Annotated in this window: 21 protein-coding genes; 14 read left to right on the forward strand and 7 right to left on the reverse strand. The window is 52.2% G+C overall.

Annotated features, from left to right (window positions below; all coding sequences use genetic code 11):
• Positions 1-18: 18 nt before the first annotated feature.
• The 9 genes from WCX19_RS06325 to WCX19_RS06365 all read left to right on the forward strand — a co-directional run bounded on the left by WCX19_RS06325 (position 19) and on the right by WCX19_RS06365 (position 5,371).
• Positions 19-546, forward strand: a complete 528-nt coding sequence (locus WCX19_RS06325; protein ID WP_373006277.1) for an NADH-quinone oxidoreductase subunit B family protein — start codon at positions 19-21, stop codon at positions 544-546.
• Complete coding sequence (locus WCX19_RS06330) at positions 543-1,031, forward strand: NADH-quinone oxidoreductase subunit C (RefSeq protein ID WP_373006279.1); 489 nt, start codon at positions 543-545, stop codon at positions 1,029-1,031. Before WCX19_RS06325 ends, WCX19_RS06330 begins: the two co-directional genes overlap by 4 nt.
• Entirely contained in the window at positions 1,032-2,213 is a 1,182-nt protein-coding gene (locus WCX19_RS06335) for a nickel-dependent hydrogenase large subunit (RefSeq protein WP_373006281.1), read from the forward strand. It begins immediately after the preceding gene.
• Positions 2,210-3,184 (forward strand): NADH-quinone oxidoreductase subunit H, encoded by a 975-nt coding sequence (locus WCX19_RS06340; RefSeq protein ID WP_373006283.1) that lies wholly within the window; start codon positions 2,210-2,212, stop codon positions 3,182-3,184. Before WCX19_RS06335 ends, WCX19_RS06340 begins: the two co-directional genes overlap by 4 nt.
• A complete protein-coding gene (locus WCX19_RS06345) occupies positions 3,181-3,540 on the forward strand; it encodes a 4Fe-4S dicluster domain-containing protein (protein ID WP_373006285.1) in 360 nt (119 codons plus the stop codon). Before WCX19_RS06340 ends, WCX19_RS06345 begins: the two co-directional genes overlap by 4 nt.
• 17 nt (positions 3,541-3,557) lie before the next feature.
• Positions 3,558-4,034 carry a hydrogenase 3 maturation endopeptidase HyCI gene (locus tag WCX19_RS06350; protein ID WP_373006287.1) on the forward strand — a complete coding sequence of 159 codons (477 nt, stop codon included), beginning with the start codon at positions 3,558-3,560 and terminating at the stop codon, positions 4,032-4,034.
• Positions 4,035-4,179: 145 nt separating this feature from the next.
• A complete protein-coding gene (locus WCX19_RS06355) occupies positions 4,180-4,506 on the forward strand; it encodes a transcriptional regulator (protein WP_373006289.1) in 327 nt (108 codons plus the stop codon).
• Positions 4,455-5,048, forward strand: a complete 594-nt coding sequence (locus WCX19_RS06360; RefSeq protein WP_373006291.1) for a hypothetical protein — start codon at positions 4,455-4,457, stop codon at positions 5,046-5,048. Before WCX19_RS06355 ends, WCX19_RS06360 begins: the two co-directional genes overlap by 52 nt.
• Positions 5,045-5,371, forward strand: coding sequence for a type II toxin-antitoxin system PemK/MazF family toxin (locus WCX19_RS06365; protein ID WP_373006293.1), 327 nt, complete (start codon positions 5,045-5,047; stop codon positions 5,369-5,371). Before WCX19_RS06360 ends, WCX19_RS06365 begins: the two co-directional genes overlap by 4 nt.
• A gap of 205 nt (positions 5,372-5,576) precedes the next feature.
• Here WCX19_RS06365 and WCX19_RS06370 read toward each other — a convergent pair whose 3' ends face one another.
• Entirely contained in the window at positions 5,577-7,724 is a 2,148-nt protein-coding gene (locus tag WCX19_RS06370) for a P-loop NTPase fold protein (RefSeq protein WP_373006295.1), read from the reverse strand.
• Between the two features lie 522 nt (positions 7,725-8,246).
• On the opposite strand from WCX19_RS06370, the gene WCX19_RS06375 reads away from it, so the two are divergent.
• On the forward strand, positions 8,247-8,813 hold the full coding sequence (locus WCX19_RS06375) for a TATA-box-binding protein (RefSeq protein ID WP_373006297.1): 567 nt from the start codon (positions 8,247-8,249) through the stop codon (positions 8,811-8,813).
• 274 nt (positions 8,814-9,087) lie between these two features.
• On the opposite strand, the gene WCX19_RS06380 is transcribed toward WCX19_RS06375, so the two are convergent.
• Positions 9,088-9,654, reverse strand: coding sequence for a TATA-box-binding protein (locus WCX19_RS06380; RefSeq protein ID WP_373006299.1), 567 nt, complete (start codon positions 9,652-9,654; stop codon positions 9,088-9,090).
• 136 nt (positions 9,655-9,790) lie between these two features.
• The gene (locus tag WCX19_RS06385; protein ID WP_373006301.1) at positions 9,791-11,044 is read right to left on the reverse strand and encodes an MFS transporter; all 1,254 of its coding nucleotides are present in this window, start codon (positions 11,042-11,044) and stop codon (positions 9,791-9,793) included.
• A gap of 63 nt (positions 11,045-11,107) precedes the next feature.
• Between WCX19_RS06385 and WCX19_RS06390 the strand changes: the two genes are divergently transcribed.
• The gene (locus WCX19_RS06390; RefSeq protein ID WP_373006303.1) at positions 11,108-11,878 is read left to right on the forward strand and encodes a TrmB family transcriptional regulator; all 771 of its coding nucleotides are present in this window, start codon (positions 11,108-11,110) and stop codon (positions 11,876-11,878) included.
• A 143-nt stretch (positions 11,879-12,021) separates the two neighbouring features.
• Here the strand turns inward: WCX19_RS06390 and WCX19_RS06395 are convergent, their stop codons facing one another.
• Positions 12,022-13,170: an MFS transporter gene (locus tag WCX19_RS06395; RefSeq protein WP_373006305.1), complete on the reverse strand. Its 1,149-nt coding sequence runs from the start codon at positions 13,168-13,170 to the stop codon at positions 12,022-12,024.
• Positions 13,171-13,365: 195 nt separating this feature from the next.
• The gene (locus WCX19_RS06400; protein WP_373006307.1) at positions 13,366-13,977 is read right to left on the reverse strand and encodes a hypothetical protein; all 612 of its coding nucleotides are present in this window, start codon (positions 13,975-13,977) and stop codon (positions 13,366-13,368) included.
• A 179-nt stretch (positions 13,978-14,156) separates the two neighbouring features.
• On the opposite strand from WCX19_RS06400, the gene WCX19_RS06405 reads away from it, so the two are divergent.
• The 3 genes from WCX19_RS06405 (at position 14,157) to WCX19_RS06415 (ending at position 16,660) form a co-directional block, all read left to right on the forward strand.
• Complete coding sequence (locus tag WCX19_RS06405; RefSeq protein ID WP_373006309.1) at positions 14,157-14,327, forward strand: hypothetical protein; 171 nt, start codon at positions 14,157-14,159, stop codon at positions 14,325-14,327.
• A gap of 118 nt (positions 14,328-14,445) precedes the next feature.
• The gene (locus WCX19_RS06410) at positions 14,446-15,777 is read left to right on the forward strand and encodes a sensor histidine kinase (protein ID WP_373006311.1); all 1,332 of its coding nucleotides are present in this window, start codon (positions 14,446-14,448) and stop codon (positions 15,775-15,777) included.
• 70 nt (positions 15,778-15,847) lie between these two features.
• Positions 15,848-16,660, forward strand: a complete 813-nt coding sequence (locus tag WCX19_RS06415) for a hypothetical protein (protein WP_373006313.1) — start codon at positions 15,848-15,850, stop codon at positions 16,658-16,660.
• 23 nt (positions 16,661-16,683) lie between these two features.
• Here the strand turns inward: WCX19_RS06415 and WCX19_RS06420 are convergent, their stop codons facing one another.
• Both WCX19_RS06420 and WCX19_RS06425 read right to left on the reverse strand, forming a co-directional pair.
• The gene (locus tag WCX19_RS06420; protein ID WP_373006314.1) at positions 16,684-17,484 is read right to left on the reverse strand and encodes a hypothetical protein; all 801 of its coding nucleotides are present in this window, start codon (positions 17,482-17,484) and stop codon (positions 16,684-16,686) included.
• A gap of 225 nt (positions 17,485-17,709) precedes the next feature.
• Positions 17,710-18,210: a hypothetical protein gene (locus WCX19_RS06425; protein ID WP_373006316.1), complete on the reverse strand. Its 501-nt coding sequence runs from the start codon at positions 18,208-18,210 to the stop codon at positions 17,710-17,712.
• Between the last annotated feature and the right edge of the window lie 12 nt (positions 18,211-18,222).

Raw genomic sequence — 18,222 nt, forward strand, 5'->3', positions numbered from 1 at the left:
TGGAGGTGATACCTGATTATGACTGTCCCGTCAGCCGGTTTGAGCCGGCGCCTGGTGAACTGGGCGCGGATCAAATCCCCGTGGATAACGATTTACAACAGCGGTGCCTGCAATGCCTGCGATATCGAGATTATCGCGTGCCTGATGCCCCGGTTTGATATCGAGCGTTTCGGTATTCTCGTCGAAGGCTCCCCCCGGCATGCGGACATCATGATTGTCACCGGCAACGTCACGCTGAAACAGGCCTCCCGCCTGCGCCGGGTGTGGGAGCAGATGCCGGAACCGAAATACGTGATCGCCGTGGGTGCCTGCGGTGCGTCGGGTGGAGTATTCAAGGGCCTGTATCATGTCATGGGCGGTGTTGACTGTGTCATCCCCGTGGATGCCTATGTGGCCGGGTGCCCCCCGCGCCCGGATGAGATCATCAACGCGGTTGTCACCTGCCTGAACCTGCTCAAAGAAGATGCAGCCCATGGCGGAAAGGAATGGCGGCAGAAAAAGCCCCTGCCGGGTATGGATGCGAAAGGCTCCCCGGTGATACTATGACTGGTCCGGTAACAATCGACATCATAAAGGAACGAATGAAAGAATTCGGACCCACAGAGCAGGTCCATGCGAACCGTGTTCTTGTAAAAACGGTGCCCGGCAAGGTCCACGATGCCATAGGAACCCTGCAGGCAACACTCGGATGCAACCGCCTCATCACGATCAGTACCCTCGACAATGGCGAAACGTTTGAGATCTTGTACCATTTGATCGGGCCTCACCGCATTATCATCACCCTTGCCATCGATCTCCCCCGTTCGCAGCCGAATGCGCCGACAGTCTCGGACATTCTCCCGCCGGCAGGCATCTACGAACGGCAGATCCACGACCTGTTCGGTATCACGTTCGAAGGGAATCCCAACCTGAAAAAAATTATCTTAAACGAGGACTGGCCCGAACATGAATATCCGTTGCGCAAGGACTGGAAACCCGGGCCGGATACGTTCTATGGCGGGATAAAAGTGGAAAGATCGGAGGGGAGTTAGATGCCCGAAGTCGTTATACCTATCGGACCCCAGCACCCGGCACTCAAGGAACCCGTGAATTTCCGGATTATTGCCGACGGGGAAAAGATCGTTCGCCTCGAACTTGAACTGTCCTATACCCACCGGGGGATCGAGAAGGCGGCCGAACAGCGGAACTTCATCCGGGTCCTCCCGCTGCTGGAGCGGGTCTGCGGTATATGCTCGCATTCCCATGCGACGGTCTTTGCCAAAGGGATCGAGGAGATCATGCAGCTGGAAGTCCCCCCGCGAGCGCAATATATCCGCACCATCATTGCCGAACTGGAGCGGATGCACAGCCATCTCCTCTGGCTGGGTGTTGCAGCGCACGAGATCGGGTTCAATACCCTGTTCATGTGGACGTGGCGCGACCGCGAGGCGGTGCAGGACACGCTTGAGGAAATGAGCGGGAACCGGGTGCATTATAACATGAACGAGATCGGCGGTGTCCGGTGTGACCTGAACCCGGCACAGGTAAATGCTGCCCTGTCCCGCCTGCCCTCCCTTGAGGAACGGATAAAAAAATACGTGGACATGGTAAACGACGAAGAGACCCTGTTGCTCCGGTTCCGGGGTGTCGGCAGGATGAGCAAAGAGGAGGCACTGAAATATGGGGCGGTCGGGCCGACGGCACGTGCAAGCGGTGTAGATTATGATGTACGCAGGGACGACCCGTATCTCGCCTACGCAGAGGTGCCCTGGAATGTCGTGACGGATACCGAGGGGGACGTGTATGGCAGAACACGTGTCCGTATCGGGGAACTGCGGGAGAGCGTGCAGATTGTCAGGTACTGCCTGGAAAATATCCCGGCAGGACCGATCCGGGTTGATGCGCCAAAGAATGCGCCAAAAGGCGAGATCCTCTCGCGGTATGAAGCACCACGGGGGGAGCTGGCCCACTACATCCGGACGAACGGGACGGATAAGGTGGAGCGGGTTGATATCCGCACGCCGACTCTCGCGAACTGGACCTCGGTGGCAATGTGCCTTGTCAACCAGAACATCGCGGATATACCGGTAATTGTTGCCGCGATCGACCCCTGCCTCTCGTGCACATCACGGCTGACGGTCACTAACCGGCAGAACCGGCCGGGTGTTGCGGTGGTCCGGGCTGCACCGAACGGGAGGAGTCTTCCCGGTAGTGAGGGTGAAGAGAAACTATGACCGATCCCGTGTTTATCCTTCTCTATATCGTCCTGTTCCCAGGATTCATCTTCCTGTTTGTTTACTCCCTGTTCCTGTCGTTTTTAGACCGGAAGATCGTGGCCCGGATGCAGAACCGGGTCGGGCCGCCGTTCTACCAGCCGTTTGCAGACCTGGTAAAGATGCTGGCTAAAGAGGTGATCGACCCTGACGGGGTGGACCGGGCGCTGTTCGACGCGATACCCCTTGTCGCTCTCGCGGCGGTCATGACCGCGTTCCTCTACGTCCCGGTAACGGGATACAGCCCGCTTGCATTCCCGGGGGATCTTGTCGTCGTCCTCTACCTCATGCTTATCCCGACCTTCGCGCTCTTCCTTCTCGGCTGGCTCTCCCGCAATATCTTTTCCACCATTGGTGGGATCCGGGCAGCGACGCAGATGTTTATTTACGAGGTGCCGTTCTTCCTTGCCCTCCTTGCGCCCGCCATCATGGCCGGCACCTGGTCGATATCAGGGATCGTGGCCTGGCAGCAGCACAACACCTGGCTCGTGTTCTTCCAGCCGATCGGCTTTGTTGTTGCCCTGATCTGTCTCCAGGCAAAACTGGAGAGGACCCCGTTCGATATTCCCGAAGCGGAAACGGAGATCGTTGCCGGGCCCCTGACAGAGTTGACCGGGCGCAGGCTCGCCTTCATTCATCTGACGACCGAACTATCGCTGGTGGTCGGCAGTGCCCTGATTGCCGCCCTGTTCCTTGGCGGCCCGATGATCCCGTGGACCCTTTCCCCATCGTGGCTGAACGAAGTTGCCGGTTTCTGCGTGTTCCTCGTAAAGACCCTCGCCGTGCTCCTGATACTCTCGTCGATCAAGGTAGCAACCGGGCGTATCCGTATCGACCAGCTCAACGATATCGGCTGGAAATACATCGCCAGTGCAGCGTTAGTCCAGGTGGGGATGGTGCTTGTCATCAACTATCTCTGGGTGACCCTATGAGTGTCCTTTCGGAGATGATCAAAAACCTCCTCTCCCGGCCGGTGACGATCCTCTATCCCCTGGAGCAGGTGCCGATACCGGTAACGTTTCGCGGGAGAGTGGCGATCACCGATGAGAAATGCATCGGGTGCTCGAAGTGCTCTCTTGTCTGCCCGGCACAGGTTATCACCATGATCGACGGCCCGAGGGAGGTTGAGTTCAAGGGAAAGAACCTTGCACGGAAGAAACGGCCGCAGGTAAAACTGTACCAGTGCATCCGCTGCGGTCTCTGCGAGCGGCATTGTCCAACAGGCGCGATTCATCTTGAGCAGGTGCACGGGGGTACGGGTACCGACCGGGAAGTTGTGGTAACATAATGCAGAATAGAGAGCCTTTGACCGATACCCTTCAGCGCAGGGTAAAGGGTGCCTGCAGGCTGGCCGTTGTCGGTATCGGGGATGAACTCATCCCCCACGACCGGCTGGGAATGTTTGTGGCACGGGAGATCGAGCACCTGCATCTCCCGGGCGTGAAGGTTTTTTTTGCCGGTACGGTCCCGGAGAGTATCACCGGCCCCCTCCGCAGGTACCGGCCGGAGCATGTGCTTTTTCTCGACGCCGCCGACATGGGGGAACGGCCCGGAACGATCGCGGTTATCGGGCCGGGAGAGATCCGGGCCAGCCTGGTCTCGACGCACGTCCTCCCGCTTTCGGTTGTCATGGACTATGTTGAAGGGGAGATCGGGACAGATGTCACGCTGCTCGGGATCCAGCCGGATTTCACCCATCCGGAGAAGGACCTGTCAGAGGAAGACCGGGAATTCCTGAACCATAACCTGCGGGTAGTGTCTGATATTCTCCGGGAACGCTGATGTACCCGGTGGTGCTCCCGGCCCCACCGCGATGCACCCTTGCTGCCCCAATCCCTGCTTTCATTTACTTTAACTTTTAAGTAAATAACAAAGTAAATAACCCGGGCCGCTGATCATCATGAAACAAACAAGGGAGGACCCCTCTATGCAGAATGATATCCTCTCGATCCTGAATGAATCCGAAGGGCTCAACGCGAAAGTCTTCTCGCTTGTCCGCTTTAAACTGCTTGCGAGCCTTGCCGCTCTCGGGCAGGACGGGGCAACCTACCGCGAGCTCAAAGCGGCGCTCGACATCAATGACGGCGTGCTGTTTGCGAATCTCAACGTCTTAAAAGACATGGGCTATCTTACTTCAGGGAAGATCACGTCCGAGGGAAAAGAACTCGAACTCTATACGATCACGCCCGAAGGACAGGATGAATGGAAGAGAACACGGACCTGGCTGTGCCGGTTCCTCCGCTGCGGAGTATAACGATGGAAAAATACCAGAAAGTAATAGCCTTCTTTAAGGAACTGGGTTTTCAGTTCGACATTTCCCGGTTCGACGACCGGCTGATCGCACAGAAACTGGTCTGCCTGCTGGAACTCAAAGGTATAGACCTCGGGTATTCGTGCAGCCTGTATGTCCGCGGCCCGTACTCTCCGGACCTGACCCAGGACCTGTACGCATTCCCCGCCGAGTTTGCGGCCCTGGTCTCCGGCTCACGGCTGACCCCACAGGAGAAGGAGACGGCAGGCGAACTCGGCCGGATCTTCGGCCTCAAGCCTGTCTCTCTTGAAGTCGGGGCGACGTACGGCTATTATACCCTGCGGCAGGGAAGCGACCCGCTCGAAGCGGTCCGGCAGGTAAAACGGCTCAAGCCGTTCTATTCCGAGGCGCAGGTAGCACTAGGGGTATCGAAGGCAAAGCAGTTCCTCTTTACCCCGACAGAAAAGGATCTCGAAGCCTTAAAAGAGGAGACCGGGATCTGGCAGCGGGCATCGCTCACGTCACGGGAGTACCGGGGCGAATGAAGAACGGGGATATCTGGCTCGTGGATCTTTCCGATGCAAAAGGGCACGAGCAGCGGGGCGAACGACCGGCAATCGTGGTCGGGGGAGCAAACGGTCTTGTCCTTGTCGTCCCGCTCACGAGCAACACCGGCAGTGCCCGGTTCTCCCACACCCTCCCGATCTCCCCGGATACGCATAACGGTCTCGATGTGGAGAGTGTCGCCCTTGTTTTCCAGATTGTCTCGCTCGACCGGGAGCGGTTCCAGCACCGGATCGGTACGGTGGGGGAACAGCACCGGCTCGCGATTGTGGCGCTGATCAGGAATTTGATGGGGATAGAGTAAATTTGCCCGGATAAACCGGTTTTCCCAATCAAGTGCCTCGTGATGTAGTATCCGTATCCCGAGGTAAGATGATGAATGGGCGGAATCTACACGGAGATGGTCGCTGATCTGAAGAAGAAAGAACCGGCGCCGGCGGCTGCGGAAGGGACTGCACAACTAGAACAAAAAAGGAATAATCTTTCACGTTTGTTAAAAAGTTTGACATTTATTGCGTTTGTTTAGTTTTCTTTTGTTTTTCAAGGTATGCCACCAAAAATTTATCGATAACCTCCTGTTGGTATTTGGATAAGTTTGAAAAAGCCATTTTATTCTCGTATATTTCTTTAATTCTGCAATTAATAAGGGAACAATCAACAAATTTTTCAAGGTCAGTTATATTGAAGGAGACGTTAATATTGTGATCATTAGCAGTTACATGGTATTCTACAATCGCGAATTCTACGAGAATTTTTATTAACTCATTATCATTATTGGATAATTTTCGAACCCATTTACCACATACTTCTTTATCCGTATCCCAGTTATACCAAGAAAAAAGTATGATCTTTAAATTGGGACTTTTCAATAATTCATTTGAGTCTGCAAATTTATGTAATTTCAAGATCAGTAATTGTTTAAGATCTTCAATATGCTCATTTGTGAGCGTATTTTTTTCTTTATTATTGTCGTTTTCGGTTGCAGCTCTTCGAATATCATGGACTATTGAATAGAATGTAGATGTAGAATTTATGACAGTTTTCATTATTTCGTACCGTTCTTGTTCATTTAATCTTGAAAGCAACTGTTTTCGCAAAAATTGACATTCATCAAAAACGGTTATTGAATTTGCATCTTGAGAATATTTATCGTGAAGAATCAGCAACGCATCTTGCAGGTCAAACAGTTCGGGTAATATTATTTTGACATTTTTTAAAGGAATATCATTTTCGGCATAATCGTTCAAGCGGGACAAAATATAATTTACTTTTCGACCCCCCATTTTATCTTTTGATGCCATTTCTAGCAGTTTTGATTTAAATTTTGTCTTATCCCCCGTCAAATCTAGGAGTTGCGCAATCTCATTATGGGGAATTCGATAATCGGGAATTGTCATCCAGAAATATGTTGGAAATATCTCTGTTATGCAAATACGCAAATCTCGTCTCAATAGTCTCCAATCAGTACTAACATGTCTATTCAAATTCTCGCAGTACGCTGGAAAGAGTAGGGAGGATATCTGATCAACAGCATGTTTTTTTGTTTTGGAATGGCTCAAAAAAATTTCATAAAAATTAGAATTATATCTAGGCTCTCTATCAGTTATCTTTCCAAATCCCGCAAATGCTAAAGGGTTTTCCCGAATTATTGCATATGTATCTGGTTGAAATATCCTTAATGATTCTATGGCAATGAAATCTATGGGGTTCACTTCACTATGGACTGAGGGGTATGTAACAGAAATTGAATTAACAAATCTAATAATGTCTCTTGGAGTGTCGATTAGTTCTGAGATCCCCTCATCAAAAATTTTAATCCAATACGGGTCTTTGAAGAAATCATCATTGTATGATAAAAACAATTCTTCTAATCTTCTAGATAATAACTTTTTAATTTGAGATCTTTCTGGATATGGAACATCGAATGATGCTTGAATAATTTTTTCAAGATATTCCTCTCCAGATATATTCTCGCTTTCTTGAAGAATTTGTGTAACAATTTTTTTATCGAATGCTAAAAGAAAAACAACATTGGGAAAATCTGCGACAGTTTTAATTACTTGAAATAACTGTCGCATTTCTTCGGGATTTAAGCGATCAATATCATCGATTATTACCAAAATTTTCTTGTCCTGCGATAATTCCTTTGTAATCTCCTCTTTTAATTCTTCAACGCTTTTTTGGCCTGGATCAAATTGCTTTTTTATGTGCTCTACGCTATCTGTATATCCCTTATTTATGGACTCATGAATCGCTTTAGGTATAATAATTGAGGAGAATGCAAGAAGATATTCTCCAAATAATTCTGTAATTTTTTCAGCGTTTTTTAGATTTTGGCTAATCCCCTTCCCAAAATGCATGAATAACTGTCGAATTAAATCATCTCTTCCTGAAAACCACCAAGGATTGAATTCAATGATTATAGGTTTTAAATCTTCAGGCTGTTGGTTGAGATAATATTTTACATAATTTAAAATTGTGGACTTTCCTGAACCCCATTCCCCATTAATTGAAATAACAAATCCATGTGGATTAAACATATTCTGGATACCATTCGCCAAATGTCGAGCGAAGGGTCCATAATATAATTGATCATCTTTTGTAGGATCGTTTTTTGGGATATCACAAAGTATCGAAAAATGAGGATCTGAGGGCATCGTAATAAAATGCACTTTAGTATCTTAATTGAAATATGTTTTTGATCAGGTGTTATGATCCCAAAGATCACAATTGTTTTTTGAATTCCTGCCCCCGATAGAAAAGAGGGGTGGGTACCCCCCACCCGCCCCGGCACATGGGTGGGGGGGTGGCCCCCACTTACGCGGACAAAGGGGGAGGGGGGTAGGGGATCACCCCCCTCCACCGGATTTGGGACGCCCGCCATTTTTGCACGGGAAATGCAGGGTCGTTCGCGTGGAGGCTCCGACGGAGGATTTTTGCCTGCGGTCGTTTTTTGGTGCGTGGTCGCGGGCCGGACCGGGCCAAAGGGGGGAGGGGGTACCCCCCTGCTGCTCCGGAACAAGGGTGGGGGGGTGATCCCCTGCTTGAGCGACAGAAGGGGAGGGGGGTGATCCCCTTACCCCCCACTTTTTTTAAAGAATGGAACAAAAACGGGCAGCCCCCCATCACAACCAGCGTAAAGTTATTGATAAATAGGTACTTTCACCCAATTTTGTTGTATGAAAGAGAATGGGGGGAACATACTAAAGATCGAAAATATCGTCGCCTCCGGGTCGATTGCAGAGTCCGTCGACCTGGAATTACTTTCCGACAAAATACCGGGCTGCGTGCTCAATACAAAGAGGTTCCCCGGTGCGGTCTACCATATGCAGAACCCGAAATCTGCTGCCCTCATTTTTGCATCCGGCAAGATCGTCATTACCGGACTCCACCGGCCGGAAGAATCAAAATCAGTTCTCCAAAATCTGATAAATACCCTCAAAGAAGCAGGAATTACCGTTCTGGATAACCCCCGGGTCAAAGTCACCAATATGGTCTGTTCCCATGATCTCGGGTACCCCTGCAACCTGAACAGGATCATGGTCGGATTAATGGACAGCGAGAATATCGAATATGAGCCGGAAGTCTTTCCGGGACTTGTCTGCCGGATTTCTGACCCCAAGGTAGTATTTCTTCTTTTCACCACGGGAAAACTCATTATAACCGGCGGAACGAATATGGCAGATATTGAAAAAGGACTTGTGATTCTTAAGGAAAAACTCAGTATTGTCGACCACAAAATCTGAAAAATCAAAAAATTTTACGTGGTAGAGAGCCTGAAAGCGGGAAAGCCTCCGGAAACGTCGCGTAAAAAGCCCATAAACCCCCCGCACGGTATGAAACGAGCGGACAGGCGGACGAGTGCGCCAATCCCTCCCGCATCAACTGCAAAAAAAGCAGAATTTCAAAGAGGATTTCAATTAACTGGCAAAAATGCAGGATTTGCGGCAATACCTACGACGTAAAAATTAATCGCAGATCGTAAGAAAAAGGATTTTTTGAAATCATCTGAAATATTTTTTAATCGTTATTGTCAGCAATACAGAGTTTTCTCTTAAAAACCCCGACTCCCCGTTTAACATCGTCCATATTCGTCCCCCCTGTAATAATGGTCTTTCCCGAGGAGAAGAGCAGGAATACGAGTTTTGGGTCAGAAATCCGGCAGACAAGTCCCGGAAAGACTTCCGGTTCATATTCGATATTCTCGCTGTCCATTAATGTGATCATAATCCTGTTCAGGTTGCACGGGCTCCCGAGATTATAGGAGCAGACAATATTTTTGATGGCGACCTGCGGGTTATCCTCACAGGGTATTTCTGCACGTCTGAAGTCCTGTAAAAGATTTTGTAACGCTACCGGGATATCTTCAGGAGTAATGAGGCCGGTAATCACGATCCTGCCCGATGCAAAAATGAGGGCAGCGGATTTCGGGTTTTGCATGTGATAGACCGCACCCGGGAACCTCTTTTTGTTGAGTACACAGCCCGGTATTTTGTCGGAAGTGAGTTCCAGGTCGATAGCATCTGCAATCGATCCGGAAACGACGACATTTTCGATTTTTAATGAGTGGAGTTCACTCTCTTTCATAATCTAAAAATGGGACAGAAGACCCTATTAATAAATAACTCATCCGGGGTGAAAACCGGGAAATAACTCCAAGGGGAGGAGTTTTTTATTTCCGGGCAACCCCCGGTTCCACCAAAATACCCGATCCATCTCCCACTTATTTCTGGGCAACCTGTGCCAGGGTATCGTGAGCTGCCACGGACGGGTTGTGCTTCTCCCTGATGAGCGCAACAAGATACGGCACCGCGAGCAGGAGCGCGATGCATCCAAATGCAAGGAACATATTACTGTATGTTGCCACGAGTGCAATGACGGGCAATACCGCAAGTGCGGAAGCAAACTGGCCGATGTTCAAGGACACCGAGAACCCGCCCATCGCCCGCCCGAGAAATTGTCGTGGCGTGATTGCAGCAATCCAGGTTAAGATCGTCGGCATCAGGAGCCCTTCGCCAATACCGACCAGGACCACGGCGACCCCTACGAGGACAAGCGACGTGGCAAACCCGAGAATGCACAGGCCCAGGCCAAAGGAGAGAAGAGTCACGGTGAGGATCGTGTACCGGTGGAATCTCCAGGCAATTCTCCCGTAAAAGATCCCGAGGATTGCCGAGGCACAGCCCCCGATCCCGAGGAATATCCCTGCGGTAAGCGCGGTGTTTTCTCCCATGATCCGTGCGGCATCCATATGGGCAATCAGGAAGGGGAACTTCGTCGGCATCAAAAAGAACAGCAGGTTCCCCATAAAGAGGGTGATATATGCCAGGAGAAGGGGAGTGGCCGGGAATTTTTCATCGGACTCCGCCTTTCTCTCACCGGGTGCTGCCCTGATTTCCTCGCATTTGCGGGCGGGCTCTCTCATCGTTAAGAGAACGCCGGCGAGAATGACAATCCCCAGGAGGTAGATGAGGAACGCTGCACGCCAGGAAATACCGGCGAGTAATCCACCGCTCACTTCAAGGATCAGTACCCCGACACCCATGGCCGCTGCCTGGTAACCGAGAATCCTCGCCCGGGTCAGCCCGTCATAATAACAGACAATCAGGGCAGATGTCGTGCAGATGATACCGGCAATACCGACCCCGAGGAAGAACCTGCCCACGAGTATTGCGGGAATTGAGTTGAGATAATATCCCGAACTTCCTGCAATGGTAAAGACCGCAACGGAGATGGCAAGGACCCTGATTTTGCCGATCTTATCCGAAAGGATCCCGAGGAATAAGCCCGTGATGGCAATGGCAAGCGCGGGGAGCGTAACAATTAAGGAGATGCTTGCATCTGATGCGTCGGGAAATGCTGCGCTGATTAACGGCAGAGCCGGCGCGACTGCTGCTCCTCCCATGAGGATCATCATGGCAGCAAGCATGAGGAAAAGAAATGTCCATTTTGATGGTTTGAACTGTGCCGAAGTCATGTCCTATTAAATCGTTAAGGACAGAATATTAAGAAAGTGCTCCTGAAAAGAGTAGCTGATGTTATGATTGATGATTCGTTACTTTCGCAGCTCAAAGGCATCGGGATGAGTGAATACGAGGCGAAGGTATACGTGATTCTCTCAGCTCTGCGGGTGGCAAGTGCCCGGGAAATCCACGAACAGACAAAGATCCCCCGGGGCAGGATCTATGAAACGCTTAACTCGCTCCTGGAGAGAGGGTTTATTGTCTCTTCGGGGAAGGCGCCGGTCCGGTACTCGCCGGTCGATGTCACCGCGACGTTTGAGCGGCTGAAACGCGAATCCGTGGCGTCTCTTGATGGATTGTATGAGCGTGTGAAAACCCTCGAAACCGAGACACCGGCCCCGCTCATGCAGGGATATAAACTGTATACCGAATGGACCCGGGATAACCAGATCCGGATGATGCTCAGGAGGGCGAAATCAGAGGTTATCCTGCTCTGCAATGATGAAGCATTCCTCACCCGGTATGGCAGCGATATTTCACGTGCGGCAAAACGGGTCGTCGTGTACCTTATTGTCGGGAGAAAAGAACTTGCGGAGTTTGCGCCGGTAAAATGCTATGTTGGAGGGAACGATATGGAGTCCTCCCTCATTCATCCCGAGGTGGGAGAACACATCGGGCTCTCGATGAAATTGTTATTGCTGGCCGACCGCCGGGAGTCCCTTTCGGTCATGGAAGAGAACGGTAAACTGACGGCGATCTTCATATCCCCTGATATTTTCGCCGGCTACCTGTCGCGAAAATTTGTGCAGGAGATAGAGCCGGTTGAGCGGTCGCGGAAGAGAACCTGAAAGGGACAGCTACCGGATACCCGGAAAACTATACTGTTTTGAATTTTTTATCGTAGTCGGGTCCCGAAGATCGCAGGTTTTTCTCGCGCGGCCGGCTCCGGCAGATGGCCGTACCACGTACCCTCTTCAGGTTCCCGCAGACCTCAGGCCTGCTGCCCGGCCGGGCCGGCAAACCGCGTTTTCATCAGGTACGCCATCAGGGCAACGAGTATCCCGAGGATGCCGGCCACCACAAAGACCGCGTCGAGGCCGAAGAAGACCAGGACTATCCCGAGAACAATGGGGGCAGCGCTCTGGCCCACGTATTTCATGCAGCTGTGGATCGCGATCACCCCGCCCCGGGTCGTCGGGGGCGAGAGCTGGATGAGCTGCACGTCAATCGCGGTCTGGGCAAGGATCAGCCCCACGCCAAAGACCAGCAGCAGCAGGACGACCGCCGCAACCGATTGCGCACAGGCTAAAAACAGAAGCGAGAGTCCGACGGCGATAAATCCCGCAGCAATCACCACCGGCAGGGAATGTTTCCCGGTCAGCGGCTTAACCTGCGGTGCAAAGAGGATGCACGTGATCCCCGGGACCGCGAGCATCAGGCCCGATGCCCCCGACGCGTACCCGAACGTTCCCTTGAGCATGAAGGGCACGTAGATCATCATCGCAAACAACAGGAAAAAGATCGAAAAGCCCATGAAGACCGTTGCGAGGATCGGCAGGTCTTTGAGGCATTTGAGCGCCCCGCCCATCCCCTCGTGGTGCACAACCGTGGCCTGGTCCCGGGTCTCTGGGAGAAACAGGATCACAAGCACCGCAAACGGCAGGGAGAGTGCAAAGAAGAGGAAGGCATAGTTCCATCCGAACAGGGCGAGCCCTCCCCCGATCACCGGGGCAAATACCGACCCAAGGGCAAACGTGATGCTGATCTTGCTCATCGCCGCCACCCGGTCAAGGCCGGTGTAGACGTCCCCGATCACGAGCATGGCAAGCGTTGTCATCCCCGCAACGCCGATCCCCTGCATGAACCGTAAGACAAGAAGAGACGCGAAATCAGCGACAAAAAAACTCACGAGCCCGGTGAGGCCGTAGATTAAAAGGCAGGGAATCAGGATCCGTTTCCGGTTCACGCGGTCGGTGAAATGCCCGATCACCAGGGTGAAAAACGCTGTTGAGATCGTAAACACGGACATCAAGAGCGCGACATTCTGCGCTGTTGTGTGCAGGGGACCTACCATCTCCGGCAGTACCGGTGCAAGGAGCGCCCCCCCGGCCATGGAAAAAAATGCCACGATGCAGAGCATCAGGAGATCGGTTTTATTAAATTCCGTGATTCGCCTCTTTACCTTTCCCGTATATGGAGTACCGTTTTGATCCTGTCCTCAAATAGACATCGCGCTCCTCTGATCTGGGTGTGCGGCCCCGGGAAAAAGGACAACGAACCGGGACCCGAGACCCTCCCGTCAGGACCGGTTGGCGGTACTCCCGGTAAAAAAGAATTAACTGTCCGCCCGCTCGGGATAATACATCTCATTCGTCAGCTTTTCACGCGCCTTTGGCAGGGAATCGATCTCATACTGGCTCACGATATGCTCGTTTATGGTCTCCCCGGTCTCCTTGTCGATGGACGCGGGCACCCGCGTATATTCCCGGAAGATCTGGGAGCCGCCAGAAGAGGCCGGGATGGAAACCCGGTATTTGTTGTCCCCAATCTTTTGCCAGGTACCGGACATCTTGAGCTGAGAAACAATCCTGAAGCTCGATCCGGAATTTATCGGTACGCCAAAGGTATAGGTCACGCTCCCGTCCGATAAGAATACGAAATCGTAGGCCGCCCATGGCATTTCTGAGGTAAACGTGGGGTATTCCCGAACCCATCGGCGGAGAATCGGATCGGATTCCAGCGTTGCGGTGGTCGTTGGCGTCTGTGTTGGGCTTGTCGTTATTGCTGTCGCAGGGGTGATCAGGATCTGTGTGGTCACCGGTGCAGATGTGACAGGCACGGTGGTTGTGGGCACGGCTGCGGAACTACCGGACGAACTCGTACATCCCGCAGCCAGAAGAACTGCGATGGTAATGATCGTGAGAGAAAAAAGAGTGATTTTTCTCATAGATCACCAGTTATATCGTGATCCTATAATCCTTCTCTTTTGCCTCCTTAAGGGAGCCCCCGCTCTCCCCTCACTTTTTTACAGCGTTTTTGGACAGGGTCGACACATGCAAGGAACCAAATAAAAGCCCCTGCCCCAACCATTAAACTGTCAAACGGTGCAGGGATGAGTAGACATCCATGTCACCTGTCATCCGGGCCGACTGCCCCTGCCCGAAAACAACCTGCAGCCGCCACACGCTCTGCGACGAATGCGAGGCGTTCCGCGTAGCACGGGGGAAAGTGCCGTTCTGCCGGCAGCAGAAGGTCTCGTTCCTTGGCAGGATCCGGAAGATGCTGGGCCTGAGGTGAACGTTTCCACGATCCGGTTGGCCCGGGGATCCGGCTTTTTTACGAATGTTCATCATGTCATCGATCATAAAAAAAATGCTAAAGTCCGGTTGGGTAACACCGGGCGGAGTGTGATACCGTGTGGGCCCTCGATATAATAACCCTCTTTCTGATCCTCTTCCTCGTCAATGTCGTCCTCACGCTGATGCTCTTTACCTTCTGGAGAACCCAGAAGACCTATGACGGCTTCCGGATATGGATGCTTTCCCTGCTGGTCACGTCCTGCGGGTATTTCCTGTACCTGCTCTATGGATCCGTGCCCGTCTGGATCTCCTCAACCGGGGCAAATCTTTTGATCGTGCTCTCGGTCATGATGCGGCTTGACAGTACCGGGAAATATTTCCGGTCATGGGCGCTCCCTAAGATCGTGTACGGCATCCTGGTACCGGCCGGGCTCCTCTTGTTCTGGTTTATGATCGTGACCGATTCGGTGGTCGCCCGTGGCGTCATCGTAGGGTTACTCATTGTCCCCTGCTTTGTTGCGACATCCGTCATTGCGATACGGTCAAAGGAACCGGAGACCCGGTCGCTCAGGTACAGTTTCAGTACGGCACTTCTGGTCCTGGCGCTCCTCTGGACCGCGATAGTCATCAACGGGGTTACAACCCCCGGGAATCACTCGCTGGAAGGTCCGGATCTCATCAATTCTGTCTTCTTTATCGTTACGATCCTCATGGACATCGTCCTCACGGCATCCTTCCTGATGCTTAATATGGCCCGGTCCCAGATCGAACTCCGAAAAAGCGAGGATGCACTCTCCCGGGCAAACAAAAAACTCACGATTCTCTCTTCAATAACCAGGCACGATATCAAGAACCAGCTCACGGCCCTCGCGTTATATCTCGAGCTTTCGAAAGACGAACTTAGTACCCATCCCGGCGCATCAGAGTATCTCAAAAAAGAGATGGCGATCGCTGAAATAATCGGGCTCCAGATCGACTTTTCAAAGGCCTACGAGGATATGGGAACAACGGCACCGGTCTGGCAGAATATCAATGAAAGTATCCGGCGGGCTGTTGCGGCCCTGCCGATGCAGGCGGTAAGGGTGGAGGTTGACCGGTCTGACCTCGCACTGTATGCAGATCCCTTGTTCGAGAAGGTCTTCTATAACCTGATTGATAATGCCCTCAGGCATGGCGGGAATACCCTTACGAAGATCCGCATCTCCTGCCATGAGACTGAAAAGGGGCTCGTCCTTATCTGTGAGGATGACGGTGCCGGGATTACCAGAGAGGACAAAGATCACCTGTTTATGCAGGGCTGCGGGAAACATACCGGCCTCGGGCTCTTCCTCTCCCGCGAGATCCTCTCGATCACCGGCATTACCATCGCGGAAACCAGCGAACCGGGGAAAGGGGCCCGGTTCGAGATGAACGTGCCGAAAGGGGCGTACCGGTTCGGACAGTCATGATACCGGCAGAAAACAAAAAAAACCCCGGATTTCCCGCAAAGCAGGTATCGATCTCCCGGTGACGTGTACCATGGACCCAAAAGAACACATCCACATCATCAGTGCAGGAGAAAAGATCCACGAGGCCTATCCTGCGGCACTCAGGGACCTGCCGACGATCACCCATACCATCATTTTTGCCGAAAAAGAGGTCTATACCAACTCGGCCCGGGACGATACCAAGAAACGGATGTGGAAGTGCGCCATCCGCGACGCGATTGAGGCGGTGAACGCCCTCTCCATCTCCAAAAATATACCCTGTTCCCTGGTCCGTATCGATGCGGCAACGTTTGATGCGATCCGTGACCCGGTGCTCGGGATCTACAGCGATCACCCGGATGCACGGTATTCGTTTGATATATCCGCCGGGTCAAAACGCCTCTCGCTTGGACTCTTCTCAATGTCGCTCTGGGTGGAGGGCGATTCCTATTACGCGTTTGGGGATTCCCCGATCCGGCGGGTTCCAGTACCGGTATTTCCCGTAAAGAACCTTGCAGCAAACCCGTATTATCTTGTGATCCTCACCATCCTCTTCCGGGGCCAGGAGACCGGGAAGCAGACAAGGACGCTCGTCCCAAAAGAGACCCTTTTTAACGAGACAAAAACCTGGCAGATCCCGGCGAGCGCTTTTAGTTCGGGCACCGACCGGCCCGAACTGTCACCGGCCGTGTTCTCCCGGTTAGTATCGACGCTGGTGGGCTGGAACCTTATTTGTGAGGAGTCCGATCCGGGGAATGACCGGGAGAAACTCTATTGCCTCACCCCGGATGGCGAACTCGCGATATACGTGTACCTGGCGCGCCTGAAAAAGCGGAATCCCGGGAGTGCACCGGGTCTCACGTGATTTGCCGCGAGAAAAACGAATCCTTACTCCTCTTTTAAGGTGCGTTCGTCTTCTTCGATCCATTTCTCGAAATTCTGGATACCCGCTTTGATCTCGTTTATCCGCCGTTCCACATCTGCCAGTTGGGCGGTGGCCCGTGCACGTTTCTCCGGATCGTCGGAGCTGGCAAGAAATTTTCGGATATGCGCTGCAGTGAGCTGGAAATTCTCAAGGGCTGTCGCCGCTTTCTGGTACCGTTCCGTATTGACCTCGAGATTCTTTTGGACCCGGGATCTATTTTCCGATTTCGGGTGCGGTTTTCCTGCGTTAAGTGTATTCCAGAGGCCGTCGTGAAGGGTGCGGGTTGCCTGGATGCGATCAAAACAGGTTTTTTTGTGCTTGGCGAGCATCTCGTGCTTGTACTTCCCCAGCAGATCACCGGCGGTTTTAAGTTCCTGGCCGCGTTCTACAAGTGCATGGATATTCCGGGGCGGGGCACCGGCAGGGAACTGTGCGAGTTCCACGTGTTTTATAATCTCGTCGAAATGACTCCGGGAAACCGATTCCAGTGTCCCGTACTCCGATTTCTGGTTCTCCTTTACTTCCCGGCACAGGGTATTAAACTGGTTCCAGAGCAGATCCCGGTCATCATGGGCAAGCGGTTTTAATTCTTTGAACAACCCGGTGATCTGTTTTGCCTTGTTCCAGAAATCCTGGTATTTGGTGATGATGGGGAGATTTTGCCGGATCGGGTCGGTTAATGACGCCAGTTTCTCGATCTCCCCTGCCAGATGTTCTGCATTTTTATGGGCATTGATAAGCCACGGATCATCTTCAGGTTTCATGGAGCATCTCTTCTGTTCACTGGTTATGGATCGTCTTATTTGTTTCTGCCGGGTGTTATTACCCATCTCTCCAGTACCGGAACGTAACTGTGAGAAGGGCACGAAATTTTGTCGTCGGTAAAAAAGGGAGGGCTGACACCATGTCAAAAAAAGATGGGATGAGGTATCCCCCGATCCCCTCAAGGCCCCTTACGTGCTTGTGCAGGGCTCTAAACTATGCCGTTTTTAGCAGCGCGAATTCTTGGCGTGACAAGATCCCGCGCCTGCGTCAATGGTGGAGTTGCCCCCGCGCCGGATCTCCAGTTTCATGGTACCGTCGGACTGCATGATACGGACCATCTTGGGCTCTGCCGGGGCGACCGGGACATCCGGCTGGCGTGCGGCGCTTCGTGGCAGGATTACCGTGCTGCACTCTTTTTGGGCTGCAACAAGCGGGGCTGCGGACGGCTCTTCAGGCATCGGAGATGCTGTGTCCGGCACTACCGGCTCCTGCGTAAACTCCACAAGGCCGGGTTTCCCGTTCTGCCTGGACATCGTCCTTGTGATCGCCTTGAAGTCGAGCATCTCATCGATCAGTCCCCGGACCGGGGTTTCCATTGCCGATACCTTTCTCTCAAGTGCTGTGATCCGGTCATCTGATGCACCGGTTTCAGAAAATTCCATACTCGTAATCAGGTTCTCCTGGTGATCAGGTTCATCACGGGGTTTGATCTTTGCATCTGACATCGCATATAAATC

This window comes from Methanoregula sp. (assembly GCF_041663825.1).
In the GTDB taxonomy this organism is placed as follows: domain Archaea; phylum Halobacteriota; class Methanomicrobia; order Methanomicrobiales; family Methanospirillaceae; genus Methanoregula.

Coding starts and splice junctions, on each gene's coding strand:
- WCX19_RS06325 (WP_373006277.1), top strand. CDS start 19: ATGACTGTCCCGTCAGCCGGTTTGAGCCGGCGCCTGGTGAACTGGGCG.
- WCX19_RS06330 (WP_373006279.1), top strand. CDS start 543: ATGACTGGTCCGGTAACAATCGACATCATAAAGGAACGAATGAAAGAA.
- WCX19_RS06335 (WP_373006281.1), top strand. CDS start 1,032: ATGCCCGAAGTCGTTATACCTATCGGACCCCAGCACCCGGCACTCAAG.
- WCX19_RS06340 (WP_373006283.1), top strand. CDS start 2,210: ATGACCGATCCCGTGTTTATCCTTCTCTATATCGTCCTGTTCCCAGGA.
- WCX19_RS06345 (WP_373006285.1), top strand. CDS start 3,181: ATGAGTGTCCTTTCGGAGATGATCAAAAACCTCCTCTCCCGGCCGGTG.
- WCX19_RS06355 (WP_373006289.1), top strand. CDS start 4,180: ATGCAGAATGATATCCTCTCGATCCTGAATGAATCCGAAGGGCTCAAC.
- WCX19_RS06360 (WP_373006291.1), top strand. CDS start 4,455: ATGGAAGAGAACACGGACCTGGCTGTGCCGGTTCCTCCGCTGCGGAGT.
- WCX19_RS06365 (WP_373006293.1), top strand. CDS start 5,045: ATGAAGAACGGGGATATCTGGCTCGTGGATCTTTCCGATGCAAAAGGG.
- WCX19_RS06370 (WP_373006295.1), bottom strand. CDS start 7,724: ATGCCCTCAGATCCTCATTTTTCGATACTTTGTGATATCCCAAAAAAC.
- WCX19_RS06375 (WP_373006297.1), top strand. CDS start 8,247: ATGAAAGAGAATGGGGGGAACATACTAAAGATCGAAAATATCGTCGCC.
- WCX19_RS06380 (WP_373006299.1), bottom strand. CDS start 9,654: ATGAAAGAGAGTGAACTCCACTCATTAAAAATCGAAAATGTCGTCGTT.
- WCX19_RS06385 (WP_373006301.1), bottom strand. CDS start 11,044: ATGACTTCGGCACAGTTCAAACCATCAAAATGGACATTTCTTTTCCTC.
- WCX19_RS06390 (WP_373006303.1), top strand. CDS start 11,108: ATGATTGATGATTCGTTACTTTCGCAGCTCAAAGGCATCGGGATGAGT.
- WCX19_RS06395 (WP_373006305.1), bottom strand. CDS start 13,170: ATGCTCTGCATCGTGGCATTTTTTTCCATGGCCGGGGGGGCGCTCCTT.
- WCX19_RS06400 (WP_373006307.1), bottom strand. CDS start 13,977: ATGAGAAAAATCACTCTTTTTTCTCTCACGATCATTACCATCGCAGTT.
- WCX19_RS06405 (WP_373006309.1), top strand. CDS start 14,157: ATGTCACCTGTCATCCGGGCCGACTGCCCCTGCCCGAAAACAACCTGC.
- WCX19_RS06415 (WP_373006313.1), top strand. CDS start 15,848: ATGGACCCAAAAGAACACATCCACATCATCAGTGCAGGAGAAAAGATC.
- WCX19_RS06420 (WP_373006314.1), bottom strand. CDS start 17,484: ATGAAACCTGAAGATGATCCGTGGCTTATCAATGCCCATAAAAATGCA.
- WCX19_RS06425 (WP_373006316.1), bottom strand. CDS start 18,210: ATGTCAGATGCAAAGATCAAACCCCGTGATGAACCTGATCACCAGGAG.